This is a genomic window from Streptomyces sp. SM10 (genome assembly GCF_002910915.1).
Taxonomy (GTDB): Bacteria; Actinomycetota; Actinomycetes; order Streptomycetales; family Streptomycetaceae; genus Streptomyces.
The window spans coordinates 1-19,196 of the sequence record NZ_NEUF01000114.1 but is presented as its reverse complement, the minus strand read 5'-3'; the positions used below and the strand labels follow the sequence as shown (position 1 = coordinate 19,196).

Here is a 19,196-nt window from a genome sequence, read left to right as displayed (position 1 = left end):
TGTCACAGTCCCTCCCCGAGGTAGGCCTGCTGGACGACCGGGTCGGCGGTCACGGCGGCGGGGGTGTCCAGGGCGAGGAGGCGGCCGTGGTGCATCACGGCCAGGCGGTCGGCTAGGTCCAGCAGGACGTCCATGTGGTGCTCGACCATGAGCACGGTGCGGCCCTCGTCGCGGTGCAGGGTGCGGATCAGCTCGGTGAGGGCGGGCACCTCCTCGGCGCTCACCCCCGCCATCGGCTCGTCGAGGAGCATGAGCCGGGGCTCGCCCACCAGCAGCACCGCGAGCTCCAGCTTGCGTTTCTCGCCGTGGGAGAGCGCCTCGGCCCTGGCCCCGGCGCGGGGGCCGAGGCCGGTGCGCTCCAGTACGCCGTTCACCTCGGCGGTGAACGGGGAAGCGCGTCGCCACAGCCGGTGCGATCCGCCGCGGGCGGCCTGCGCGGCCAGCCGGACGTGCTCGGCCACGGTCATCCGAGGCCAGAGGCTGGAGGTCTGGAACGTCCGGCCGATCCCGCGCCGTGCGCGCGTGTGCACGGGCAGGTCCGTCAGGTCCGTACCGTCCAGCGCGAGGGTCCCCGCGGTGGGCCGGACGATCCCACTGACCAGGTTGAACAGGGAGGTCTTGCCCGCCCCGTTGGGCCCGATGAAGGCGAGGAACTCGCCCTCCCGGACGTCGAAGGTGACGTCCTCGACGATGGCCGCCCCGCCGACGCGCCAGCCCAGTCCGTCCAGTCGGAGCACCGGGGCGCCCGTGCGCGCCCCCTCTTCCCGCGCGGTCGCGGTGCCGGGTGCGGTCACCGGTCAGCCCGCCGAGGGCTTCGCGGGAGGCGCCACCGCGTCGCCGGGCTCCGTGCTGACCAGCTCGGGCTCGGCCGCGGCGCCCGTGCCCTTCAGCCTGGCGGTGAACATCGGCTGCACGAGTGCGTGGTCCTCGGCGCGGATCTGCTGCCGGCCCTTCACCCCGTCGAAGCTCCAGCCCTCCAGGGCCTTCACCATGGCGGCGGTGTCGGTGGCGCTGCCCTCCTCGACGGCCCGCACGATCATCTGCGCCGCGGTGAACCCGTCGGTGGAGAACAGGTCGGGTGTGCCACCCTCCTTCTCGACGCCGGCGAGCATCGCCTTCTCCACGGGGTTGCCTCCGCCGGCCCCCGGGAAGTAGTGCGCGAGGAAGGAGACCTTCGCGCCGGCCGCCCCGAAGACCGGGTACGAGGCCGTCCCGGCCAGCCCGGTGACGACCTTGCCGGCGCTCAGCACGCCCTGCTGGTCCAGCGCGGTCCACAGCGCGGGTGCGGTCGCCCCGGCCCAGGCGACGAAGACCAGATCGGGAGCGCCGGCCTTGACCTGCCGGGCGAAGGGCGTGAGGTCGGTGGCGCTGGGCGGGGCCAGCACGGAGTCCACCGTCGCGCCCTCGGCGCCCAGGACCGCCTTGACGGCGGCGACGTTGGCCTGGCCGAAGGTGGAGTCCTGCGCGAGGACGGTGACCTTCTTGCCCGCGGGGTCCCCGAGCATGGTGCCCGCGGTGAGAATGTCCTGGTAGGACTGCCGGCCGGACCGGAAGGTGTAGTTGTTGACCCCGGTCATCGCGTCCGTGGCGGCCGGGCCGTTGACGTACAGCACCTTGTTCTGGGCGGCCAGCGGGGCCATCTGGAGGGCGACCCCGGAGTCGGTGGTGCCGGCCAGCACCTTGTAGCCCTTGCCGATCAGGTTCTTCGCGGCGGAGACCGCCTTGCCGGGGTCGCCGGCGTCGTCCTGCTCGGTCACCTCGATGCGGTGGCCGCCGACCTTGCCGGTGCCCTTCGTCGCATGGTCGAGGCCGGCCATGAATCCGTCGCGGTACTGCTTGCCGTAGGCGGCGAGCAGCCCCGTGCGGGAGTAGACGAGTCCCACCTTCACCGTCTCGTCGCCTCCGGAGCCGCTGCCGGAGTCGCCGCCCGCCTGCCCGGCGGCGGTGCATCCCACCAGGAGGAGACCGGCGGCGCCGAGCACGGTCGCGGTCAGGGTTCTTCTGTGGACGGTGGCTACGGCTCTGCGGCGCATGTGACCGGCTCCTCGGCAGGGTTCGGGTGATGTGGGCCGAACCGTACGAACACCGTGGCGCCGTCGACATGGTGCAGGGCACCTCACCTGGCCGGGTGCCGGTGTGGGCACCGCACATGGGCAGACGCAGCCGCACGCCCGCCGGGGGGCCGGTCAGCCCCTGGCGGCCGGGAGGTCGATCAGCCCGCACACCGTCTCGATGTCCCGCTTCACCTGCGCGATCGACTCCCGGCCCGACAACCAGGTGATGAGCGCCGAGTGCCAGGTGTGCTCGATGACGCGGACCACGGCCAGTTGCTCCTGGGTGGGGTCCTCCAGTCCCATCGCGTCCAGGACGATGGCCGTCGTCAGCCGGGAGACGGCGTCCACCTCGGGGCTCACCCCGCGGTCGGCGAAGGTCAGCGCCCGCACCATGGCGTCCGCGAGATGGGGATCGCGCCGGAGCGCCCGGAAGGCCCGCAGCAGGGTCTCGGCGACCCGCTGGGCCGCGTCCTGACCGGCGGGCGGCTGCCTGCGGAGCGTGATGTGCAGATGCTGGAGCTGGTCCTGCATGATCGCGACCAGCAGGTGGACCTTGGAGGGAAAGTAGCGGTAGAGGGTGCCCAGGGCGACCCCGGCGGCGTCCGCCACCTCACGCATCTGCACCGCCTCGAAGCCGCCCCGCCCGGCGAGCTGTGCGCCGGCCTGCAGGATGCCGCGGCGGCGCGCCTCCTGGCGTTCCGTCAGGACCGGCGCTGCCGGCCTGGCTTCCGCTGTCATCTGTCCCCATCCACAAAGGGAGAACCGGTTCCCCGTACGGCCCGGCGCCCGCTTCCGGGTGCGCGCGGCAGGTCAGCGCGTCCGCCGTGGCGCGAATCACCTGATCCGGCCGTCACGCCGACGCTACCTGCCGGTAGATTCGGTGCGGGTTGAACGAACGAGTCTGAAACTTGTTCTAGATTAGCGCGACCGGTTACGCTCCGGCGAAAACGCAGTGAGAAGGGGGCCGAGTGTGACCGCTGAGGCCATAGAGACGGGCCCCTTCGCGGGCGGCGGTGCGTCGGACACCGAGGGTGACCGGCCGTTGCGCATCGCGCTCCTGACCTACAAGGGGAACCCCTTCTGCGGCGGCCAGGGCGTCTACGTCCGCCACCTCGGCCGCGAGCTGGCCCGACTGGGCCACAGCGTCGAAGTGATCGGCGCCCAGCCCTACCCCGTGCTCGACGAGGGCGTCCCGCTCACCGAGCTGCCGAGCCTCGACCTGTACCGCCAGCCCGACCCCTTCCGTACCCCCCGGTACGGTGAGTACCGCGACTGGATCGACCTCGCCGAGGTCGCCACCATGTGGACCGGCGGCTTCCCCGAGCCCCTCACCTTCAGCCTGCGGGCCCGGCGTCACCTCCGCGCCAGGCGCGGCGACTTCGACGTCGTGCACGACAACCAGACGCTCGGCTACGGCCTGCTCGGGGACCTCGGCGCACCTCTCGTCACCACGATCCACCACCCGATCACGGTCGACCGCCAACTGGACCTGGACGCCGCGGAGTCGAGGCGCCGCCGGCTCTCCGTGCGCCGCTGGTACGCCTTCACCCGCATGCAGAAGCGCGTGGCCCGCCGCCTGCCGTCGGTCCTCACCGTCTCCGGCTCCTCCCGGCAGGAGATCACCGAGCACCTCGGGGTCCGCCGCGAACGTGTCCGGGTCGTGCACATCGGTGCCGACACCGACCTCTGGTCCCCCGACCCCTCGGTCGCCGAGGTCCCCGGCCGCATCGTCACCACCTCCAGCGCCGACGTCCCCCTCAAGGGCCTCGTCCACCTGGTGGAGGCGCTCGCCAAGCTCCGCACCGAGAACCCGGCCGCACACCTCGTCGTCGTCGGCAAGCGGGCCGAGCGCGGCCCCGTCGCCCAGGCCATCGCGCGCTACGGACTCGAGGACGCCGTCGAGTTCGTCAAGGGCATCAGCGACGCCGAGCTCGTCGACCTGGTCCGCAGCGCCCAGGTCTCCTGCGTCCCCTCGCTGTACGAGGGCTTCTCGCTGCCCGCCGCCGAGGCCATGGCCACCGGGACCCCGCTGGTGGCCACCACCGGCGGAGCGATCCCCGAGGTCGCGGGGCCCGACGGGGAGACCTGCCTCGCCGTGCCGCCCGGCGACGCGGGCGCCCTCGCCGCCGCTCTGGGGCGGCTGCTCGGTGACCGCGAACTGCGCGCCCGCCTCGGCGAGGCGGGCCGGGCCAGGGTGCTGGCCAACTTCACCTGGGCCAGGGCCGCCCTCGGCACCGTCGAGCTGTACCGTCAGTCGATCGCCGCCCGGACCGCCCGCAGGTGAGCGCCCCCGTGACTCCCGGAATCCGTACCTCCGACCTCGAAGGCAGGCCCCCGTGCTGACCGTCGACTTCACCCGCTTCCCGCTCGCCGCAGGCGACCGGGTGCTCGATCTGGGCTGCGGCGCCGGCCGGCACGCCTTCGAGTGCTACCGGCGCGGCGCCCAGGTGGTGGCCCTCGACCAGAACGCCGAGGAGATCCGCGAGGTCGCCCAGTGGTTCGCCGCGATGAAGGAGGCCGGTGAGGCACCCGCGGGCGCGACCGCCACCGCGATGGAGGGCGACGCGCTCAACCTGCCGTTCCCCGACGCCTCCTTCGACGTCGTGATCATCTCCGAGGTCATGGAGCACATCCCGGACGACAAGGGCGTCCTCGCCGAGATGGTCCGCGTGCTGAAGCCCGGCGGCCGGATCGCGATCACCGTCCCCCGCTACGGCCCCGAGAAGGTCTGCTGGACGCTCTCCGACGCGTACCACGAGGTCGAGGGCGGCCACATCCGGATCTACAAGGCCGACGAACTCCTCGGCCGGATCAGGGAAGCGGGGCTCAAGCCCTACGGCACCCACCACGCCCACGCTCTGCACAGCCCCTACTGGTGGCTGAAGTGCGCCTTCGGCGTGGACAACGACCAAGCGCTGCCGGTGCGCGCGTACCACAAGCTCCTGGTCTGGGACATCATGAAGAAGCCTCTGGCCACCCGGGTCGCCGAGCAGCTGCTCAACCCGGTCGTCGGCAAGAGCTTCGTGGCGTACGCGACCAAGCCGCACCTGCCCAAGGCCGAGGCGTGAGCACGCCCGAGCAGACCGAACACCTCGTCCTGCCAGGTGTCCTGACGGCTGATCAGGCCACCGAGACCGTGGCCGCGCTGCTGGCCGTGCAGCGCGAGGACGGGGCGCTGCCCTGGTTCCGCGGCCACCACCTCGACCCGTGGGACCACACCGAGGCCGCGATGGCCCTGGACGCGGCCGGCCAGCACGAGGCCGCCGCCCGCGCCTACGCCTGGCTGGCCCGCCACCAGAACGAGGACGGCTCCTGGTACGCCGCCTACCATGACGGCGACCCCGGCCGGCCGACCGACCTCGGGCGCGAGACCAACTTCTGCGCCTACGTGGCCGTCGGCGTCTGGCACCACTACCTCGCCACCGGCGACGACGCGTTCGTCGACCGGATGTGGCCGACGGTCTACGCCGCCGTCGAATTCGTCCTGCGGCTCCAGCAGCCCGGCGGCGAGATCGGCTGGAAGCGCGAACCCGACGGCACGCCCGTCACCGACGCCCTGCTGACCGGCTCCTCCTCCGTCCATCAGGCGCTGCGCTGCGCGCTGGCCCTGGCGGAGCAGCGTGAGGAGTCCCAGCCGGACTGGGAACTGGCCGCCGGAGCGCTCGGCCACGCGATCCGCTGCCACCCCGAACGCTTCCTGGACAAGCGCCACTACTCGATGGACTGGTACTACCCGGTCCTCGGCGGCGCGGTCACCGGCGCCGCCGCGACCCGGCGGATCCAGGACGGCTGGGACGCCTTCGTGGTCCCCGGCCTCGGAGTGCGCTGCGTCCTCCCCAACCCCTGGGTCACCGGCGGCGAGAGCTGCGAACTGGCCCTGGCGCTCTGGGTGACGGGGGAGTCGGACCGGGCCCTGGAGATCCTGCAGTCCATCCAGCACCTGCGGGCCGAGGGCGGCCTGTACTGGACGGGATACGTCTTCGAGGGCGAGCGGGCCATATGGCCCGAGGAACTCACCACCTGGACGGCCGGGTCACTGCTGCTCGCGGTGGCCGCGCTCGGGGGGGACGAGGCGACCACCGCGGTCTTCAGCGGCGAACGGCTGCCGGCGGGACTGGAGCCGGACTGCTGCCGTTAGGATCTTTCGTTCGGATCAGGCCCCGAGAGCCCGGCCTGATCCGAACGAAAGGCCCCAGGCAGGTGCCCGGCTAGAAGCGCCGGACCCGGCCCGCCACGGCGTGACCGATGAACAGATAGACGACGGCGGCCAGACCGTAGCCGGCGACGACCCGTGCCCACGCTTCGTCGAAGGTGAACAGGTCGTACGACCAGCCGGCCAGCCAGTGGGCCGAGTCCTGGATCCACTGGACCAGGTCGTTGCCCCGGTTGGCGTCGAGCAGGTACATCAGGATCCACAGAATGATGATGAAGGCCATGATGTCCGCGACGACGGCTATGACGCGTGCGGCGGTACTGCTTCCTGTGCCTGTTCTTGAGGACATGCTCTCCGGATTGCCGCTTTACCGAGAGTGAAACCCGTCCGGCGCGTACCGGGTGGCGGCCCGCTCCGGCACGGGTGAGTCCGGCGGGGAGCCACGGCGCACGTCACTCACCGTGAAGACCCTTCAGGCAGGCCCGTCGTGCCGCGTTCCGCACCGTTCCGACGGCTCGTCGTGGCACTGCTGATCAGCGAGCCGGCGCCCGTACGCCCCATAGGGTGCGGGGATGACCCACCTTGCGCACGAGCGCTACTGCGACGAGATCCTCGCCCAGACCGAGCTGTTGGGGGCTCTGGTCGAGGACGCCGCCCTCTCCCGGCGGGTCCCCACCTGCCCCGACTGGAACCTGCGCGAACTCGTCCTCCACGTCGGCGGCGCGCACCGCTGGGCCGGTGAGACGGTCCGCAGCAGGGCCTCCGACGAGATCCCCGAGGACCGGGTGCCGGACGCCGGGGGACCGGACGGCGGCGACGCCGCCGCTCTGCGCGCCTGGCTGACGGCGGGCGCCGCCGCGACCGTGGACGCCTTGCGCGAGGCGGGCCCCGACACCGAGGTGTGGACCTGGGCCTGGGAACGCCGGACCGCCTTCTGGGCCCGGCGCATGGCCCACGAGACCGTCGTCCACCGGGCCGACGCGGCCCTCGCGACGGGGACGGCCTACGAGGTGGAGCCCGGCCTGGCCGCCGACACGGTCACCGAGTGGCTGCAGATCGTCGCCTTCGCCCAGGGAGAGGGCGATCCCGAGGCGGCCGGACTGAAGGGCGGCGGACGGTCCTTGCACCTTCACGCCACCGATGCGCCGGGGGCGGAGTGGCTGATCGAGTTCGGCGAGGACGGCTTCACCTGGCGCCACGCCCACGCGAAGGCGACGGTGGCCCTGCGGGGTCCGATGGCCGAGCTGATGCTGGCGTTCAACCGCCGGCAGAAGCCCGACGAGGGCGGGCTGGAGGTCCTGGGGGACCGGGGGCTGCTGGACTTCTGGCTGGAGAGGTCGTCCTTCGGCTGAGACCCCCGGCACGCCGACGGCCCCCACCCTTGCGGGCGGGGGCCGTCGGCGTGCTGCGGCTCAGCCGCGCTGGATGCCCGTGGTGTCCTGGAGGACGCCGCGGCGGCCGTCCTGCGTCTGGGCGATGAGCCCGGGACCACGCTGCTCGACCGCGAGGTACCACGTACCCGGCGCGAGTTCGGCGATCGGGTTGGGGGCGCCGTCCTCGCCGTACAGCGGACGCGCGACCGGCACGGCGAACCAGAACGGTGTGAAGTCACCGGCCGGTGCTCCACCGCCCTGCGGAGCCTGCTGCGCGGGCTGCTGGTGCTCCGGCTGACCGGACTGGCCCGGCTGGGCGCCGTACGGCTGGGGCTGGCCGGGCTGTGCGCCGAACTGCTGCTGGCCACCGGGGTAGCCGTAGCCCTGGCCGGGCTGCTGGCCGTAGGCCGGCTGCACGGCCTGCGGCGGGCGCGGGGCGCCCATCAGCGGGGCCTTGAGCGCGGGGACCAGCGGGGTGGCGACGGCGCCGCCCGCCAGCACGAGGGTGGCCAGCAGACCCAGGATCAGGCCCGCGCCCGCGTCACCCGCGTCGATGATCGTCCAGAACATGGTCCACAGGGCGTAGACGGTGAACGCGGCGCCGAACTGGCCGAGTTCGAAGCCGACGACCTTGCGGCCCGGCATGGCGCGGCTGACGATCAGCAGCGCCGCGCCGATGATGCCGGCCAGGTAGATGCCCATCAGGATGGAGAGCGAGTCCCAGGCGTTCGCGCTGTAGCCCGAGCAGTCCACGCCCGAGGGGCAGTCGTAGCCGGAGAGGTCGAGGAAAGAGGCGACGAACAGCACGACCGCTGCTCCGATCACCACGCCGTCGCCTCGAGTGAGGGAGCGGATATTCACGTGAAGGTCCTTAGTCGGTCGTCTCGTCGGGGCGGTCGTCGATGCCGCCTGAACGGCGGGTACGGCGCGAAGCTCGGGGGCGGCTCCCCATCGTACGGATGAATCTATCCTCTGCCCGGGCGGGTTGTGATGCTGCCCGCTACCCGGACCGGCTATCCCCCCAATGTCGCCACCAATACCGCAGAACTACCTCTTCAGATAGCTGCCGATGCCCCCGGCGATACCGAGAGCGGCTTTCCGGCGCCAGCCCTCGGAGGTGAGCAGGGCGGCATCCTCCGGATCACGCATATTGCCGCATTCGATGAACACTTTGGGCACGGTCGACAGATTCAGGCCGCCGAGATCGTCACGGGTGTCCAGCCCGGTGCCGTCGCCGATGTAATTGGAAGGCGCGCTTCCGGTAACGTGTACGAAATTCCCGGCAATCCGCTCTCCCAGTTCACGCGACGGGGCCACGATCTTCGCGGTGTCCGCGCCGCCGCCGCTCACCGCTGCGGGGAGAATGACGTGGAATCCCCTGTTCCCGGCCGCGGAACCGTCCGCGTGGACCGAGACGACCGCGTCGGCCCGCTCCTTGTTGCCGATCCGCGCCCGCTCGTCGACGCACGGGCCGAAGGGGCGGTCGCCGTCCTGGGTGAGGACGACCTTCGCGCCCTGCTCCTCCAGCAGTGTGCGCAGCCGGCGGGAGACGTCGAGGGTGAACCGGGCCTCCGCGTAACCCGAGTCGGTGGCCGTGCCCGTCGTGTCGCACTCCTTGCGCCCGGTGCCGATGTCCACCTGGGTGTTGATCTCCCGGGTGTGGTCGCGGTTCGTCGGGTTGTGACCGGGGTCGATCACCACGGTGCGGCCCGTGAGCGGGCCCTCGGGCAGGGGCCCGGCGGACGTGGACCCCGTGGACGGGCCGTCGGCCGGAGCCGAGGACGGCCGGGACGAGGAGGAGGCCGGTGCGGAGGGACCGGTCGCGGGCCCGCCCCCGCCCGCGCACCCCGCGGTGGCCAGCAGGGCACCGGCCAGCGCCGCGGCGGCCGGCCCGGGCCCCCGGCGCGGGACCGGGCGTGGGGCGGGGGGAGTGAAGTCGTCGTGGCGCACGTCGCGATGCTATCCGTGGCCCTCAGATGCCCGTCCCCGTGCGCCGCAGCACGCGCAGCGAGTCCGTCACCGAGATCTCCGTGAACGCCCCTGATGCCAGGGCTCGTCGGTGGACCCGGTACGGGGCCTGACCGCCGTCGGCCGGGTCGGGGAACACGTCGTGGATCACGAGGAGCCCGCCGTCGGCGACCTTCGGCGCCCACCCCTCGTAGTCGCCGTTCGCGTGCTCGTCGGTGTGCCCGCCGTCGATGAACACGAAGCCGAGCTGCCCGCCCCACACCGCGGCGACCTGGGGGGAGCGTCCGACGAGCGCCACCACGTGGTCCTCCAGGCCCGCCCGGTGCAGGGTGCGCCGGAACGTGGGGAGCGTGTCCATCAGGCCGATCTCCGGGTCCACGACCGAGGGGTCGTGGTACTCCCAGCCCGGCTGCTGCTCCTCGCTGCCCCGGTGGTGGTCGACGGTGAGGGCCGTCACCCCGGCGTCGCGGGCGGCGGCGGCCAGCAGGACGGTGGACCGCCCGCAGTAGGTGCCGACCTCCAGGAGGGGCAGTCCCAGTGCGGCGGCCTCGGTCGCGGCGGCGTGGAGCGCGAGCCCTTCACGGACCGGCATGAAGCCCTTGGCGGCCTGGAACGCGGCAAGGATCTCCGGCTTGGGCTCGGCGGCCACGGGTTCCTCCTGGTGGGGCGGTGTGTCGGACGGCGTCCCATCGTGCCGTACGCCCCCGCCGCGAGGAGCGGCGGGGGCGTACGGCAGGGGTGGGCCCGGGTCGGGGCGAGGCCCCTGACAGGGCTGCCGAGGTCAGGTCAGCAGCTCTTCATGTCGATCGCGCCGCGCCCCCAGAGGTAGCCGTCGCGGATCTCACCCGAGAACGGCGGCACCTGCCACTCGGAGGCGTGGCCGGCACCGACGTCTCGTGGCTGCTGGCTACGGAGCCGGGGTTCGACGCTCCGGTGCGCTGACCGGGGCCGCCGCGGGGGCGGACTCCGCGGCGGTGAGCGCGTCGCCGGCGCTGCTGGCCAGCAGCACCGGGCGCGCGGGCCGCTGCGCCGGCAGGAACGCGGCCAGCACCAGGCCGATCAGCACGGCACCGGTGGCGATCATGAACGAGGTCCGGAAGCCCTCCATGCTGGGGACGTCGACGGCGCCCATCCGCACCGAGGTGTTCGCCAGGACCATGCCGATGACCGCGCTCGACAGCGAGGTGCCGATCGACCGCATCAGCGTGTTCAGGCCGTTGGCCGCCCCCGTCTCGGACGCGTCGACCGCCCCGATGATCAGGGCGGGGAGCGAGGAGTACGCGAGCCCGATCCCCGCCCCGAGCACCACGGCGATCACGACGGTCTGCCAGGCGGCGCTCATCAGGCCGAGGCCCGCGCCGTAGCCGATGGCGATGATCAGCATGCCGAGCATCAGGGAGACCTTGGGGCCGCGGCGGGCGGAGATCCTCGCGTAGAGGGGGGCCACGAACATCATCGTCAGACCCAGCGGCGCCACGCAGAGCCCTGCCACCACCATCGACTGCCCCAGGCCGTAGCCCGTCGAAGCGGGCAGCTGGAGCAGCTGCGGCAGGACCAGCGAGACGGCGTAGAAGGCGACACCGACCATGATCGAGACGAGGTTGGTGAGGAGCACCTCACGGCGGGCACTGGTGCGCAGATCGACCAGCGGCGCCGGGGAGCGCAGCTCGAACAGGCCCCACAGCACCAGGACCACCACGGAGGCGCCGATCAGACCGAGCGTCAGGGGAGAGGACCAGCCCCAGTCGCCGCCCTTGGTGACGGGCAGCAGCAGGCAGACCAGTCCGAGCGAGAGCCCCAGCGCGCCGACCAGGTCGAAGCGCCCCGGCGCGCGGAGCGGGGGCTCCGGCACGACGAGGACCGTCAGCGTCATGGCCAGCACTCCCAGCGCGGCCGAACCGAGGAACAGCGCGTGCCAGTCGGCGTGCTGCGCGACGAGCGCGGCGGCCGGCAGCGCCAGTCCGCCGCCCACGCCTATGGACGAGCTCATCAGCGCCATCGCCGAGCCGAGCTTCTCGCGGGGCAGCACGTCGCGCATGATGCCGATCCCCAGCGGGATCGCCCCCATGGCGAAGCCCTGGAGCGCCCGGCCGGCGATCATGACGACCAGCTCGTCGGTGGAGGCGCAGATCAGCGAGCCGACCACCATCACGGCGAGGCTGGCCAGCAGCATTCGCCGCTTGCCGTGGAGATCACCGAGCCGGCCCATGATCGGGGTCGCGACGGCCCCGGCGAGCAGGGTCGCCGTCATGACCCAGGTCGCGTTCGCCGGGTCGGTGCCGAGCAGGGACGGCAGGTCCTTGATGACGGGGACGAGCAGGGTCTGCATCACCGCGACGGTGATCCCCGCGAAAGCGAGTACGGGAACGACACCGCCGCCCTTGTCCCCGCGCGGGCCGGGGAGCGCCGTGCGCGAGCCCTGCTGTCCGATCGTCGTCCGTCGCATACGTGTGGCCTCCGGGCAGGGGAAGTTCGTCAAGGTCGAGGGGTGGAGCGTGCGGCGGCGCGCGTGCGGACCGCGCCGCCCGCCAAGTGTGTGCATGTTGAATGCTTCCGTACGCCCGCGATATTCCGGTGAACGAGGCGTAAAAAGCGGGACGTCGGCGAAGGCCCTACGCCGAGGGGCGGAGATCCGGGGGGACCGAAGGGGGACCCGAAACCGATGTACGGGGCGTGAGCGGCCTGCGAGTATGACACCCATGGTTGACGACTCCACGCCCACGCGGCCGCCCGCCCGATCGAGGACCCGCACGTGGGCCGTGGTCGCCGCCGCCTGCACCGGCCAGTTCCTGGTCGTCCTCGACGTGTCCGTCGTCAACGTGGCGCTGCCGTCCATGCGCACCGACCTGGGCCTGAGCGCCCCCGGACTCCAGTGGGTCGTCAACGCCTACTCCATCGCCTTCGCCGGCTTCATGCTGCTCGGCGGACGGGCGGCCGACATCTACGGCCGCAAGCGCATGTTCCTGACCGGGCTCGGCCTCTTCACCGCGGCCTCGCTGGCCGGCGGCTTCGCCCAGGAGGGTTGGCAACTCCTCGCCGCCCGCGCGGGGCAGGGGCTCGGCGCCGCCGTGCTCTCCCCCGCGACGCTCACCATCCTCACCGCCGCCGTCCCCGAGGGACCGGCGCGGACCAGGGCGATCGGCACCTGGATGGCGGTCGGCGCGGGCGGCGGAGCGGCCGGCGGGCTGATCGGCGGGGTGCTCACCGACACCCTCTCCTGGCGGTGGGTCCTCCTCGTCAACGTGCCGATCGGCGTCCTCGTCATCGCCGGCGCGGCGGTGTGGCTGGCCGAGGGCCGGGCCGGCGACCGGCGCCGCGTGGACCTGCTGGGCGCGGTGCTGGTCACGGCGGGCCTGGCGGCCACGGCGTACGGCATCGTGCAGACCGAGGCCTCCGGCTGGACCTCCGCCGCCACCCTGGTGCCCCTGCTGGGGGGCCTGGCCCTGCTCGGCATCTTCGTCCTGGTGGAATCCCGGGCCGCCGCGCCCCTGATGCCGCTGCGGGTGCTCGGCGTCCGCGCCGTCTCGGCGGCGAACGTGTCGATGCTGCTGCTCGGGTCGGCGACCTTCTGCATGTGGTACTTCATGACCGTCTACGCCCAGAACGTGCTGGGCTACACGCCGCTGGAGGCCGGCTTCGCGCTCGTGCCGAGCTCCGCCGCCGTGTTCATCGGCGCAAAGGCCGCGCCCTCGATCATGGCGCGGACCGGCGCCAAGCCCCTCGCGGTCGCCGGCGCCCTGGTCGCAGCCGCCGGATTCGGCTGGCAGTCCACCATGGGTGTGGACGGCTCCTACCTCACCTCGGTCTGCCTACCCGGCGTCCTGATGATGGCCGGGGCCGGACTGGCCTCCACCCCGCTGGCCACGCTCGCCACCTCCGGTGCGGCGCCCGGCGACGCCGGACTCGTCTCCGGACTGGTCAACACCTCCCGCACGATGGGCGGTGCGCTGGGCCTCGCCGTGCTCTCCACCGTCGCCGCGGCCCGCACCGCGGGCTCCACGGGGACCGCCGAGATCACCGCCGGGTACGCCCTCGCCTTCCGCACGTCCGCCGTGGTGCTGGTGGCCGGAGCGGTGATGATGCTGCTCTGGCTGCCGGGCAGCCGTACGAAGAAGAGGGGCAGCGGACGCCCTGTCGCACGCGCGGAGGGACCGGCCGGAGGGTCCACCGACGAGCCCGCGCCGGCGCTGCACTCCCCGGAGGCCTGAGGGGCCCGCTCCCCGGGCGAGGGTGCGTCAGAGCTGTGAGGGGGCTTCAGAGCCAGCCCTCGCGACGCGCCGCCCGCATCGCCTCCGTGCGGTTGCGGGTGCCCGTCTTGCCGATGGCCGAGGAGAGGTAGTTGCGGACCGTGGACTCCGACAGGCTCAGCTTCGCCGCGATGTCGGAGACCGTCGCCCCGTCCACGGAGGCGTTGAGCGCATCCCTCTCCCTCGGGGTCAGAGGGCTGGGCCCCGCACCCAGGGCCGCGGCGGCCAGCGCCGGATCGATCACCGTCTCGCCGCCCAGCACCTGCCGGATCGCCTTCGCCAGATCCCCCACGGGACCGTCCTTCACCAGGAAGCCCGAGGCCCCGGCCTCCATGGCACGCCGGAGATAGCCGGGCCTGCCGAAGGTCGTCAGGATCAGCACCCGGCAGTCCGGGACCTCGGTCCGCAGATCCGCGGCCGCGTCCAGGCCACTGCGGCCCGGGAGCTCGATGTCCAGCAGCGCCACGTCCGGACGGGCCAGGAGCGCCGCGTCCACGATCTCGTCCCCGGCGGCCACCTGCGCGACCACCTCGAAGTCCGGCTCCATCCCGAGCAGCAGGGCGAGCGCGCTGCGCATCATGCCCTGGTCCTCGGCGAGCAGGATGCGTACCGAACCGGTCGGCCGGTGGTCCTGCGGCATCTCGTTCACGGGCTCAGCGTAGGGCGGCCGGGGACCCGGCGGAGTCCCGACGCCGCCACCCGGCCCGGTGGAGCACCCGTCAGCCGCACCCGACCGGTCCGGTGGGGCATCCGTCTGCCGTGGTCGACCCGTTCCGGCGGGGCATCCGTCAGCCGCACTCCGACCGGCCCGACGGGGCACCGTCGGCAGCGGTACCCCCGGACCCGCTCCGCGCCTCGGCCGGCAGCTCCGCCGTCACCACGAAGCCGCCGTCCGTCCCCGGGCCCGACTCCAGGGAGCCCCCGGCGGCGGCCAGCCGCTCGGCCAGCCCCTTCAGCCCCGTTCCGTCCACCGGGCCCCCGGGGTGCTCCGGACCGGCTCCGTCGTCCGCCACGGTCAGCCGGACCCGCTCCGGTGTGGAGGCGAGCGTGAACACGCAGCGCGTCCCGCCGCTGTGGCGTACGGCGTTGGTGACCGCCTCCCGCGCCACCCAGCCGAGCAGCGCGTCGGTCCCCGGGGCCGGCGGTGGCCCCGAGCGGTGGACCACCGCCTCGATCCCCGCGGCGGCCAGCACCGGTCCTGCCCGGTCCAGCTCGGTGGCCAGACTGCCCTCGCGGTACCCGGTCACCGCCTCGCGGATCTCGGTGAGGGCCTGACGGCCCACGGACTCGATGTCGGTGACCTGCCCGATCGCGGCGTCGAGGTCGTGCGGGGCGAGCCTGCGCGCCGCCTCCGACTTCACGACGACGACCGACAGGGTGTGGCCGAGCAGGTCGTGCAGATCGCGCGAGAAGCGCAGACGCTCCTGCTCGACCGCGCTGCGGGCGAGCTCCTCCCGGGTCGCGCGCAGCTCCATGACCGTCTCGGACAGCGTGAGGATCGCGGCCGTCACGGCACCCGAGAGGAGGGTGCCGTACCCGATCGTCCACGGCTCCGAGGCGTGGTCGCCGCGCCACACGGCCACCAGGCACCCGCAGACCGCCAGGGTGACCAGCCCCCAACCGAGCGGCCTGCCCCGCAGGATCGTGCCGCAGGCCAGGGAGAGCAGCGGGAAGAACAGCAGCCAGCTCCCTCCGTAGCCGATGGCCAGGGAGAAGGTGACCGCGCCCATGGCGGCCAGCAGCACGTACGAGGTGGTGCTCTCCCTCTTGCGCTTGTCGAAGCCCCGGAACACCACGTTCACGTAGAGGGAGTTGAAGGCCAACAGCCCCAGGCCGCCGATCCAGGGGTTCGAGGTCTCGCCCTGCCAGAGATTGGAGAAGGCGCCCAGCCCGAGCAGCAGCCACGGCAGCAGGGCGAACGGTCCGGGAGGCCCCGGCCGCCGGTCCCGTCTGCCGCGGCGGAACCCTCTCCCCGGGCGGTTCGCTCGTGATGCGCGGGACATGCTCACTCCGATCACACGGTCCGGGCGGACCGACGGTAGGAGAAAACGGCGTAGGCGCCGAACAGCAGCAGCCAGCCGGCGAGCACCGCCACCGCACCGGCCCCCGGGGCGTGCTCGGAGACCACCGACCGGCCCAGGTCGGCGAATCCGTACGCCGGCGTGAACTCTCCGACCGAGCGTAGCCACCCCGGGAACAGTTCGAGCGGGAACCAGAGTCCGCCGATGACCGCGAACCCCGTCAGACAGGCCATGTTGACCACCCCGGTCGCCTGCGGGGTGAGCCGGTAGCCGTTGCCGATGCCGAGCAGGGTGAACGGCAGCACACCGACCCACAGGAGCAGCACCAGGACGGTCCACTGCCAGGCCGCCATCCGCACCCCGTTGACCGAGGCGCCCGCCACCAGGACGGCCAGGATCGTCGGCAGCACCGTCACCGAACCGCTGACGGCCCGGCCCGTCACCGCACGTCCCGGCCCCAGGGGGGTCGTCCGCAACTGCTGGAGCCAGCCGAGGGACTTGTCGGAGGCGATGCCCGTGCCGATGGCCATGGCCGAGACGAGCGCCCCGTAGGCGGCCATGCCGACCATCGACGCGGCCTTCCAGTCGTCGTAGTCGCCGCCCCCGCCCACGTTGGTGAAGAGCAGGTACATCAGGACCGGCATGCCGGCCCCGAAGACCAGGAACGTGGTGTCGCGCAGGGTCCGGCGGATCTCCAGCAGGATGTACGCGGTCATCGGACGGACTCCTTCACGGTGGTGCCCGGCGCTTCGGGCGAGGTCAGGGCGAGGAAGGCGTCCTCGAGCGTGGCACCGCTCACCCGGATGCCGTGGACTGCCCCGATCCGGGCGAGCTCCACCACGGTCGCGTCCGGGTCGTCCGTGCGCAGCAGCGCCCGGCCCCCGCGTACGTCGACGCCGACGACGCCCGGCAACAGCTCCAGCCCGTCGGCCGGGCGGCCCGCCAGGTCGACGGAGACCAGGCTGCCGCCCGCCGCCCGCCGGATCGACCCGCCGGTGCCGTCCGCGACGATCCGGCCCCGGTCGACGACCACGATCCGGTCGGCGTTCTCGTCCGCCTCCTCCAGGTGGTGGGTGGAGAACAGCACGGTGTTCCCCCGCCTCGCGTACGCCCGCATCGAGTCCCAGAAGGCGCGCCTCGCCTCGACGTCCAGGGCGGCGGTCGGCTCGTCCAGCACGATCAGCTCCGGATCGCCCGCCAGCGCGACGGCGAAGCGGACCCGCTGCATCTGGCCGCCGGACAGCTTGTCGATGCGCCGGTCCGCGTACGCGGTCGTCCCCGCCAGGTCGAGTGCCTCGGCGACCGGCAGGGGGCGCGGGTAGGTGGAGGCGACGAAGGTGACCAGCTCACGCACCGTCACCCGGGGGATGGGGCGTCCTTCCTGGAGCATGGCACCGACCAGCCCGGCCCGGACCGCCCGGTCCGGTGTCCGGCCCAGGAGCCGCACGGTCCCGGAGTCGGGGACGTCGAGTCCCAGCAGCAGACCGACGGTGGTGGACTTGCCCGCGCCGTTACGGCCCAGGAGGGCGACCGTCTCGCCGCGCTCGATCGTGAGGTCGATGCCGTCGACGGCCCGGACCGTGTGTCCCGCCCGGCCGAACGTCTTGACGGTTGCGGTGAAACACACCGCCGGGTCCTTCGTCGCGATTCCCTTTTCCCGCAAGGCCGTTGGCCGTGTCTCCGTCGTCTGCTCCATGACCATGACGCTACGGAACACGGCTCTCCTCCGGCAGGGGCGCATGTACGGACTCGCCCATGACAAATGTCCCGGGTGGGACCGGGGCCCTGCGGGGGAAACACGCGAGGGCCGTCACCGCCGGATGGCTGTGACGGCCCTCTGTGGCCGGATCGAGCGGATCAGGCCGCCGCGCTGCCACCCCCTTCGGAGGGGCGGCGGTGACGTCCGTGCGGCTGTGCGGTCGTGCTCTCCGCGGACGCGCCCCCTCGGTGCTTTCCGTAGCCGCCGGCTTCGGCCCGTTCCGTGTCCGCCTGGGGCGGGCGCGTCTGGGTCGTGTCGGTTCGGGCTTCAGACATGTGGGAAGTCTCCCCGTTGCAATCGCTTACGTGTGTGTCGCAGCCCCACCACCGCCCGGCGCGGTCACCGTCGGCGTCCGCGCGGAACGGCTGCGTAGCCCTGACCGGAGTTTATCCAGGTGCCGTGCGTCCGGTGAGGGGCGCCTGCCCCAGAGGAACGGGCTTGCACGCTGCGGGGGCCGGGGCGGTCCCGGAGCCGTCCGTTCCGTTCGCGACGACCGGGTCCGGCTCGTCGGCGGGGGTCTCCAGCAACGCCACGGCGCAGGGGGCGCCCTTCTGCGCGTACGGCAGGTGCAGCACTCCGTCCCGGGTCCAGAATCCGGATCCGGCCATCCATCCGTCGGGCGCCCTGAACTGGTGCAGCCGGCGCCCGGTGGGACGCCACAGCCCCACCCAGCTGCCCGCGGCACCGTCGATGCGCAGGGCCACCGCGCAGCTCTCCGGCATCAGCATCTGGCCCGGCTGCACGGCGAAGGGCGTCAGCCTCTCGTCAGGTGCGCGCAGGCACTCGGGGAACCGCACCGGGAGGCAGCTGCCGAGCACCCCCCAGCCGAGCCGGTCGTGGCCGGGCGCGTCCGAGCGGACCAGCAGCAGGCCGCTGTCGGCGTCGGCCAGCAGCAGGCGGTCGTTGCTCTCCGGGGCGATCTGCAGCAGCGGGCTCACCTCGCCGCCGCGCTCCAGGTCCACGACGACCGCCTTCACCGGGCCGCCCCCCGGCATCCGCCGGTCCAGGGCGAGCAACCGGCCCTCGCGGTCCAGCCACGCGCCCCCCGAACAGCGGCCGGGGACGTCGGCGACGTGCTCGGGGCCGAACGCGCCGCCCGCCACCAGCCAGATGCCGGTGGAGCGGGCGCCGGGAAGCAGGGCATAGGCGCTCATGCCGTCCGGGGACGGGGGCAGGAGCGTGAGCTCCGTGCAGTCGAGCGAGCCCAGGGGGAGTTCGCCCGTGCCCGGCCCGGTCGGATAGAGCAGCGAGAACGTGTGCCGCCCGGCCGTCACCTCCCGCCGGATCAGGACCCGCCCGTCCGAGAGCGGCAGCACGTCGGAGCCGGCCTCCTCCGGGCGGTCGAGGGGGAGGAGAACGGCGTAGGGCTCGGGGCCGTCGAGCGTCCAGCGCTCGGCGGACCAGGCCGGCTCGGCCGCCTCCCCCGTCGCGGTCAGCCGCGCCGCGTAGGCGTGGTCCGCGGCGATCGTGAGCGGGGGCGGCATGAGGCGGGACGGGGTGCCCGAGCCGGCCCCGTCCGTGTCGAGGGCGCCGTCGTCCGTCTGCGAGGCGGATGCGGGCGGGTCGGACGGCGCGGGCGGTTGCGGCCGGACGGGCGGAGTGGGCGGCGAGGACGGGCGCG

Annotated in this window: 18 protein-coding genes; 5 read left to right on the top strand and 13 right to left on the bottom strand. The window is 73.2% G+C overall.

Going from position 1 to position 19,196, the window contains the following annotated elements; all coding sequences use genetic code 11:
- Nucleotides 1-2: 2 nt before the first annotated feature.
- The 3 genes from B9S57_RS17985 to B9S57_RS17975 form a co-directional block, all read right to left on the bottom strand.
- Nucleotides 3-794 carry an ABC transporter ATP-binding protein gene (locus B9S57_RS17985; RefSeq protein WP_103516586.1) on the bottom strand — a complete coding sequence of 264 codons (792 nt, stop codon included), beginning with the start codon at nt 792-794 and terminating at the stop codon, nt 3-5.
- 3 nt (nt 795-797) lie between these two features.
- Nucleotides 798-2,033, bottom strand: a complete 1,236-nt coding sequence (locus tag B9S57_RS17980; protein WP_103516585.1) for a substrate-binding domain-containing protein — start codon at nt 2,031-2,033, stop codon at nt 798-800.
- A gap of 153 nt (nt 2,034-2,186) precedes the next feature.
- Complete coding sequence (locus B9S57_RS17975) at nt 2,187-2,792, bottom strand: TetR family transcriptional regulator (RefSeq protein WP_103516584.1); 606 nt, start codon at nt 2,790-2,792, stop codon at nt 2,187-2,189.
- Nucleotides 2,793-3,024: 232 nt separating this feature from the next.
- Here B9S57_RS17975 and B9S57_RS17970 point away from each other — a divergent pair, with 232 nt between their 5' ends.
- Genes B9S57_RS17970 through B9S57_RS17960 form a run of 3 tightly spaced genes read left to right on the top strand, consistent with a single transcriptional unit; the run spans nt 3,025 to nt 6,192 of the window.
- Nucleotides 3,025-4,338, top strand: a complete 1,314-nt coding sequence (locus B9S57_RS17970; RefSeq protein ID WP_103516583.1) for a glycosyltransferase family 4 protein — start codon at nt 3,025-3,027, stop codon at nt 4,336-4,338.
- 52 nt (nt 4,339-4,390) lie between these two features.
- Nucleotides 4,391-5,122, top strand: a complete 732-nt coding sequence (locus B9S57_RS17965; protein WP_103516582.1) for a class I SAM-dependent methyltransferase — start codon at nt 4,391-4,393, stop codon at nt 5,120-5,122.
- On the top strand, nt 5,119-6,192 hold the full coding sequence (locus tag B9S57_RS17960; protein WP_103516581.1) for a prenyltransferase: 1,074 nt from the start codon (nt 5,119-5,121) through the stop codon (nt 6,190-6,192). Before B9S57_RS17965 ends, B9S57_RS17960 begins: the two co-directional genes overlap by 4 nt.
- A 70-nt stretch (nt 6,193-6,262) precedes the next feature.
- Here the strand turns inward: B9S57_RS17960 and B9S57_RS17955 are convergent, their stop codons facing one another.
- Nucleotides 6,263-6,556: a hypothetical protein gene (locus B9S57_RS17955; protein ID WP_103516580.1), complete on the bottom strand. Its 294-nt coding sequence runs from the start codon at nt 6,554-6,556 to the stop codon at nt 6,263-6,265.
- Nucleotides 6,557-6,779: 223 nt separating this feature from the next.
- On the opposite strand from B9S57_RS17955, the gene B9S57_RS17950 reads away from it, so the two are divergent.
- On the top strand, nt 6,780-7,559 hold the full coding sequence (locus B9S57_RS17950; RefSeq protein WP_103516579.1) for a maleylpyruvate isomerase family mycothiol-dependent enzyme: 780 nt from the start codon (nt 6,780-6,782) through the stop codon (nt 7,557-7,559).
- A 60-nt stretch (nt 7,560-7,619) separates the two neighbouring features.
- Here the strand turns inward: B9S57_RS17950 and B9S57_RS17945 are convergent, their stop codons facing one another.
- From B9S57_RS17945 to B9S57_RS17930, 4 genes are all read right to left on the bottom strand, one after another.
- Nucleotides 7,620-8,441, bottom strand: coding sequence for a DUF5336 domain-containing protein (locus B9S57_RS17945; protein ID WP_103516578.1), 822 nt, complete (start codon nt 8,439-8,441; stop codon nt 7,620-7,622).
- A 186-nt stretch (nt 8,442-8,627) separates the two neighbouring features.
- Nucleotides 8,628-9,530: an N-acetylmuramoyl-L-alanine amidase gene (locus tag B9S57_RS17940; RefSeq protein ID WP_103516577.1), complete on the bottom strand. Its 903-nt coding sequence runs from the start codon at nt 9,528-9,530 to the stop codon at nt 8,628-8,630.
- 22 nt (nt 9,531-9,552) lie between these two features.
- Nucleotides 9,553-10,140 (bottom strand): class I SAM-dependent methyltransferase, encoded by a 588-nt coding sequence (locus tag B9S57_RS17935; RefSeq protein ID WP_374935956.1) that lies wholly within the window; start codon nt 10,138-10,140, stop codon nt 9,553-9,555.
- A gap of 315 nt (nt 10,141-10,455) precedes the next feature.
- Nucleotides 10,456-11,994, bottom strand: a complete 1,539-nt coding sequence (locus B9S57_RS17930) for an MFS transporter (RefSeq protein ID WP_103516575.1) — start codon at nt 11,992-11,994, stop codon at nt 10,456-10,458.
- Nucleotides 11,995-12,238: 244 nt separating this feature from the next.
- Between B9S57_RS17930 and B9S57_RS17925 the strand changes: the two genes are divergently transcribed.
- The gene (locus B9S57_RS17925; protein WP_258036427.1) at nt 12,239-13,756 is read left to right on the top strand and encodes an MFS transporter; all 1,518 of its coding nucleotides are present in this window, start codon (nt 12,239-12,241) and stop codon (nt 13,754-13,756) included.
- A 46-nt stretch (nt 13,757-13,802) separates the two neighbouring features.
- Here B9S57_RS17925 and B9S57_RS17920 read toward each other — a convergent pair whose 3' ends face one another.
- From B9S57_RS17920 to B9S57_RS17900, 5 genes are all read right to left on the bottom strand, one after another.
- On the bottom strand, nt 13,803-14,435 hold the full coding sequence (locus B9S57_RS17920) for a response regulator transcription factor (RefSeq protein WP_103516610.1): 633 nt from the start codon (nt 14,433-14,435) through the stop codon (nt 13,803-13,805).
- A 148-nt stretch (nt 14,436-14,583) separates the two neighbouring features.
- Nucleotides 14,584-15,798, bottom strand: coding sequence for a sensor histidine kinase (locus B9S57_RS17915; RefSeq protein ID WP_103516609.1), 1,215 nt, complete (start codon nt 15,796-15,798; stop codon nt 14,584-14,586).
- 11 nt (nt 15,799-15,809) lie between these two features.
- Nucleotides 15,810-16,532: an ABC transporter permease gene (locus tag B9S57_RS17910; RefSeq protein ID WP_103516574.1), complete on the bottom strand. Its 723-nt coding sequence runs from the start codon at nt 16,530-16,532 to the stop codon at nt 15,810-15,812.
- The gene (locus B9S57_RS17905) at nt 16,529-17,443 is read right to left on the bottom strand and encodes an ABC transporter ATP-binding protein (RefSeq protein ID WP_103516608.1); all 915 of its coding nucleotides are present in this window, start codon (nt 17,441-17,443) and stop codon (nt 16,529-16,531) included. Before B9S57_RS17905 ends, B9S57_RS17910 begins: the two co-directional genes overlap by 4 nt.
- 518 nt (nt 17,444-17,961) lie before the next feature.
- A partial coding sequence (locus tag B9S57_RS17900) for a hypothetical protein (protein ID WP_374935953.1) occupies nt 17,962-19,196 on the bottom strand: 1,235 nt, incomplete at its 5' end.

Bases quoted from the DNA above. Each gene is read 5' to 3' on its own strand.
- B9S57_RS17980 (WP_103516585.1), bottom strand. From the start codon at position 2,033: ATGCGCCGCAGAGCCGTAGCCACCGTCCACAGAAGAACCCTGACCGCG.
- B9S57_RS17975 (WP_103516584.1), bottom strand. From the start codon at position 2,792: ATGACAGCGGAAGCCAGGCCGGCAGCGCCGGTCCTGACGGAACGCCAG.
- B9S57_RS17955 (WP_103516580.1), bottom strand. From the start codon at position 6,556: ATGTCCTCAAGAACAGGCACAGGAAGCAGTACCGCCGCACGCGTCATA.
- B9S57_RS17950 (WP_103516579.1), top strand. From the start codon at position 6,780: ATGACCCACCTTGCGCACGAGCGCTACTGCGACGAGATCCTCGCCCAG.
- B9S57_RS17935 (WP_374935956.1), bottom strand. From the start codon at position 10,140: ATGCCGGTCCGTGAAGGGCTCGCGCTCCACGCCGCCGCGACCGAGGCC.
- B9S57_RS17930 (WP_103516575.1), bottom strand. From the start codon at position 11,994: ATGCGACGGACGACGATCGGACAGCAGGGCTCGCGCACGGCGCTCCCC.
- B9S57_RS17925 (WP_258036427.1), top strand. From the start codon at position 12,239: ATGACACCCATGGTTGACGACTCCACGCCCACGCGGCCGCCCGCCCGA.
- B9S57_RS17920 (WP_103516610.1), bottom strand. From the start codon at position 14,435: ATGCCGCAGGACCACCGGCCGACCGGTTCGGTACGCATCCTGCTCGCC.
- B9S57_RS17915 (WP_103516609.1), bottom strand. From the start codon at position 15,798: ATGTCCCGCGCATCACGAGCGAACCGCCCGGGGAGAGGGTTCCGCCGC.
- B9S57_RS17910 (WP_103516574.1), bottom strand. From the start codon at position 16,532: ATGACCGCGTACATCCTGCTGGAGATCCGCCGGACCCTGCGCGACACC.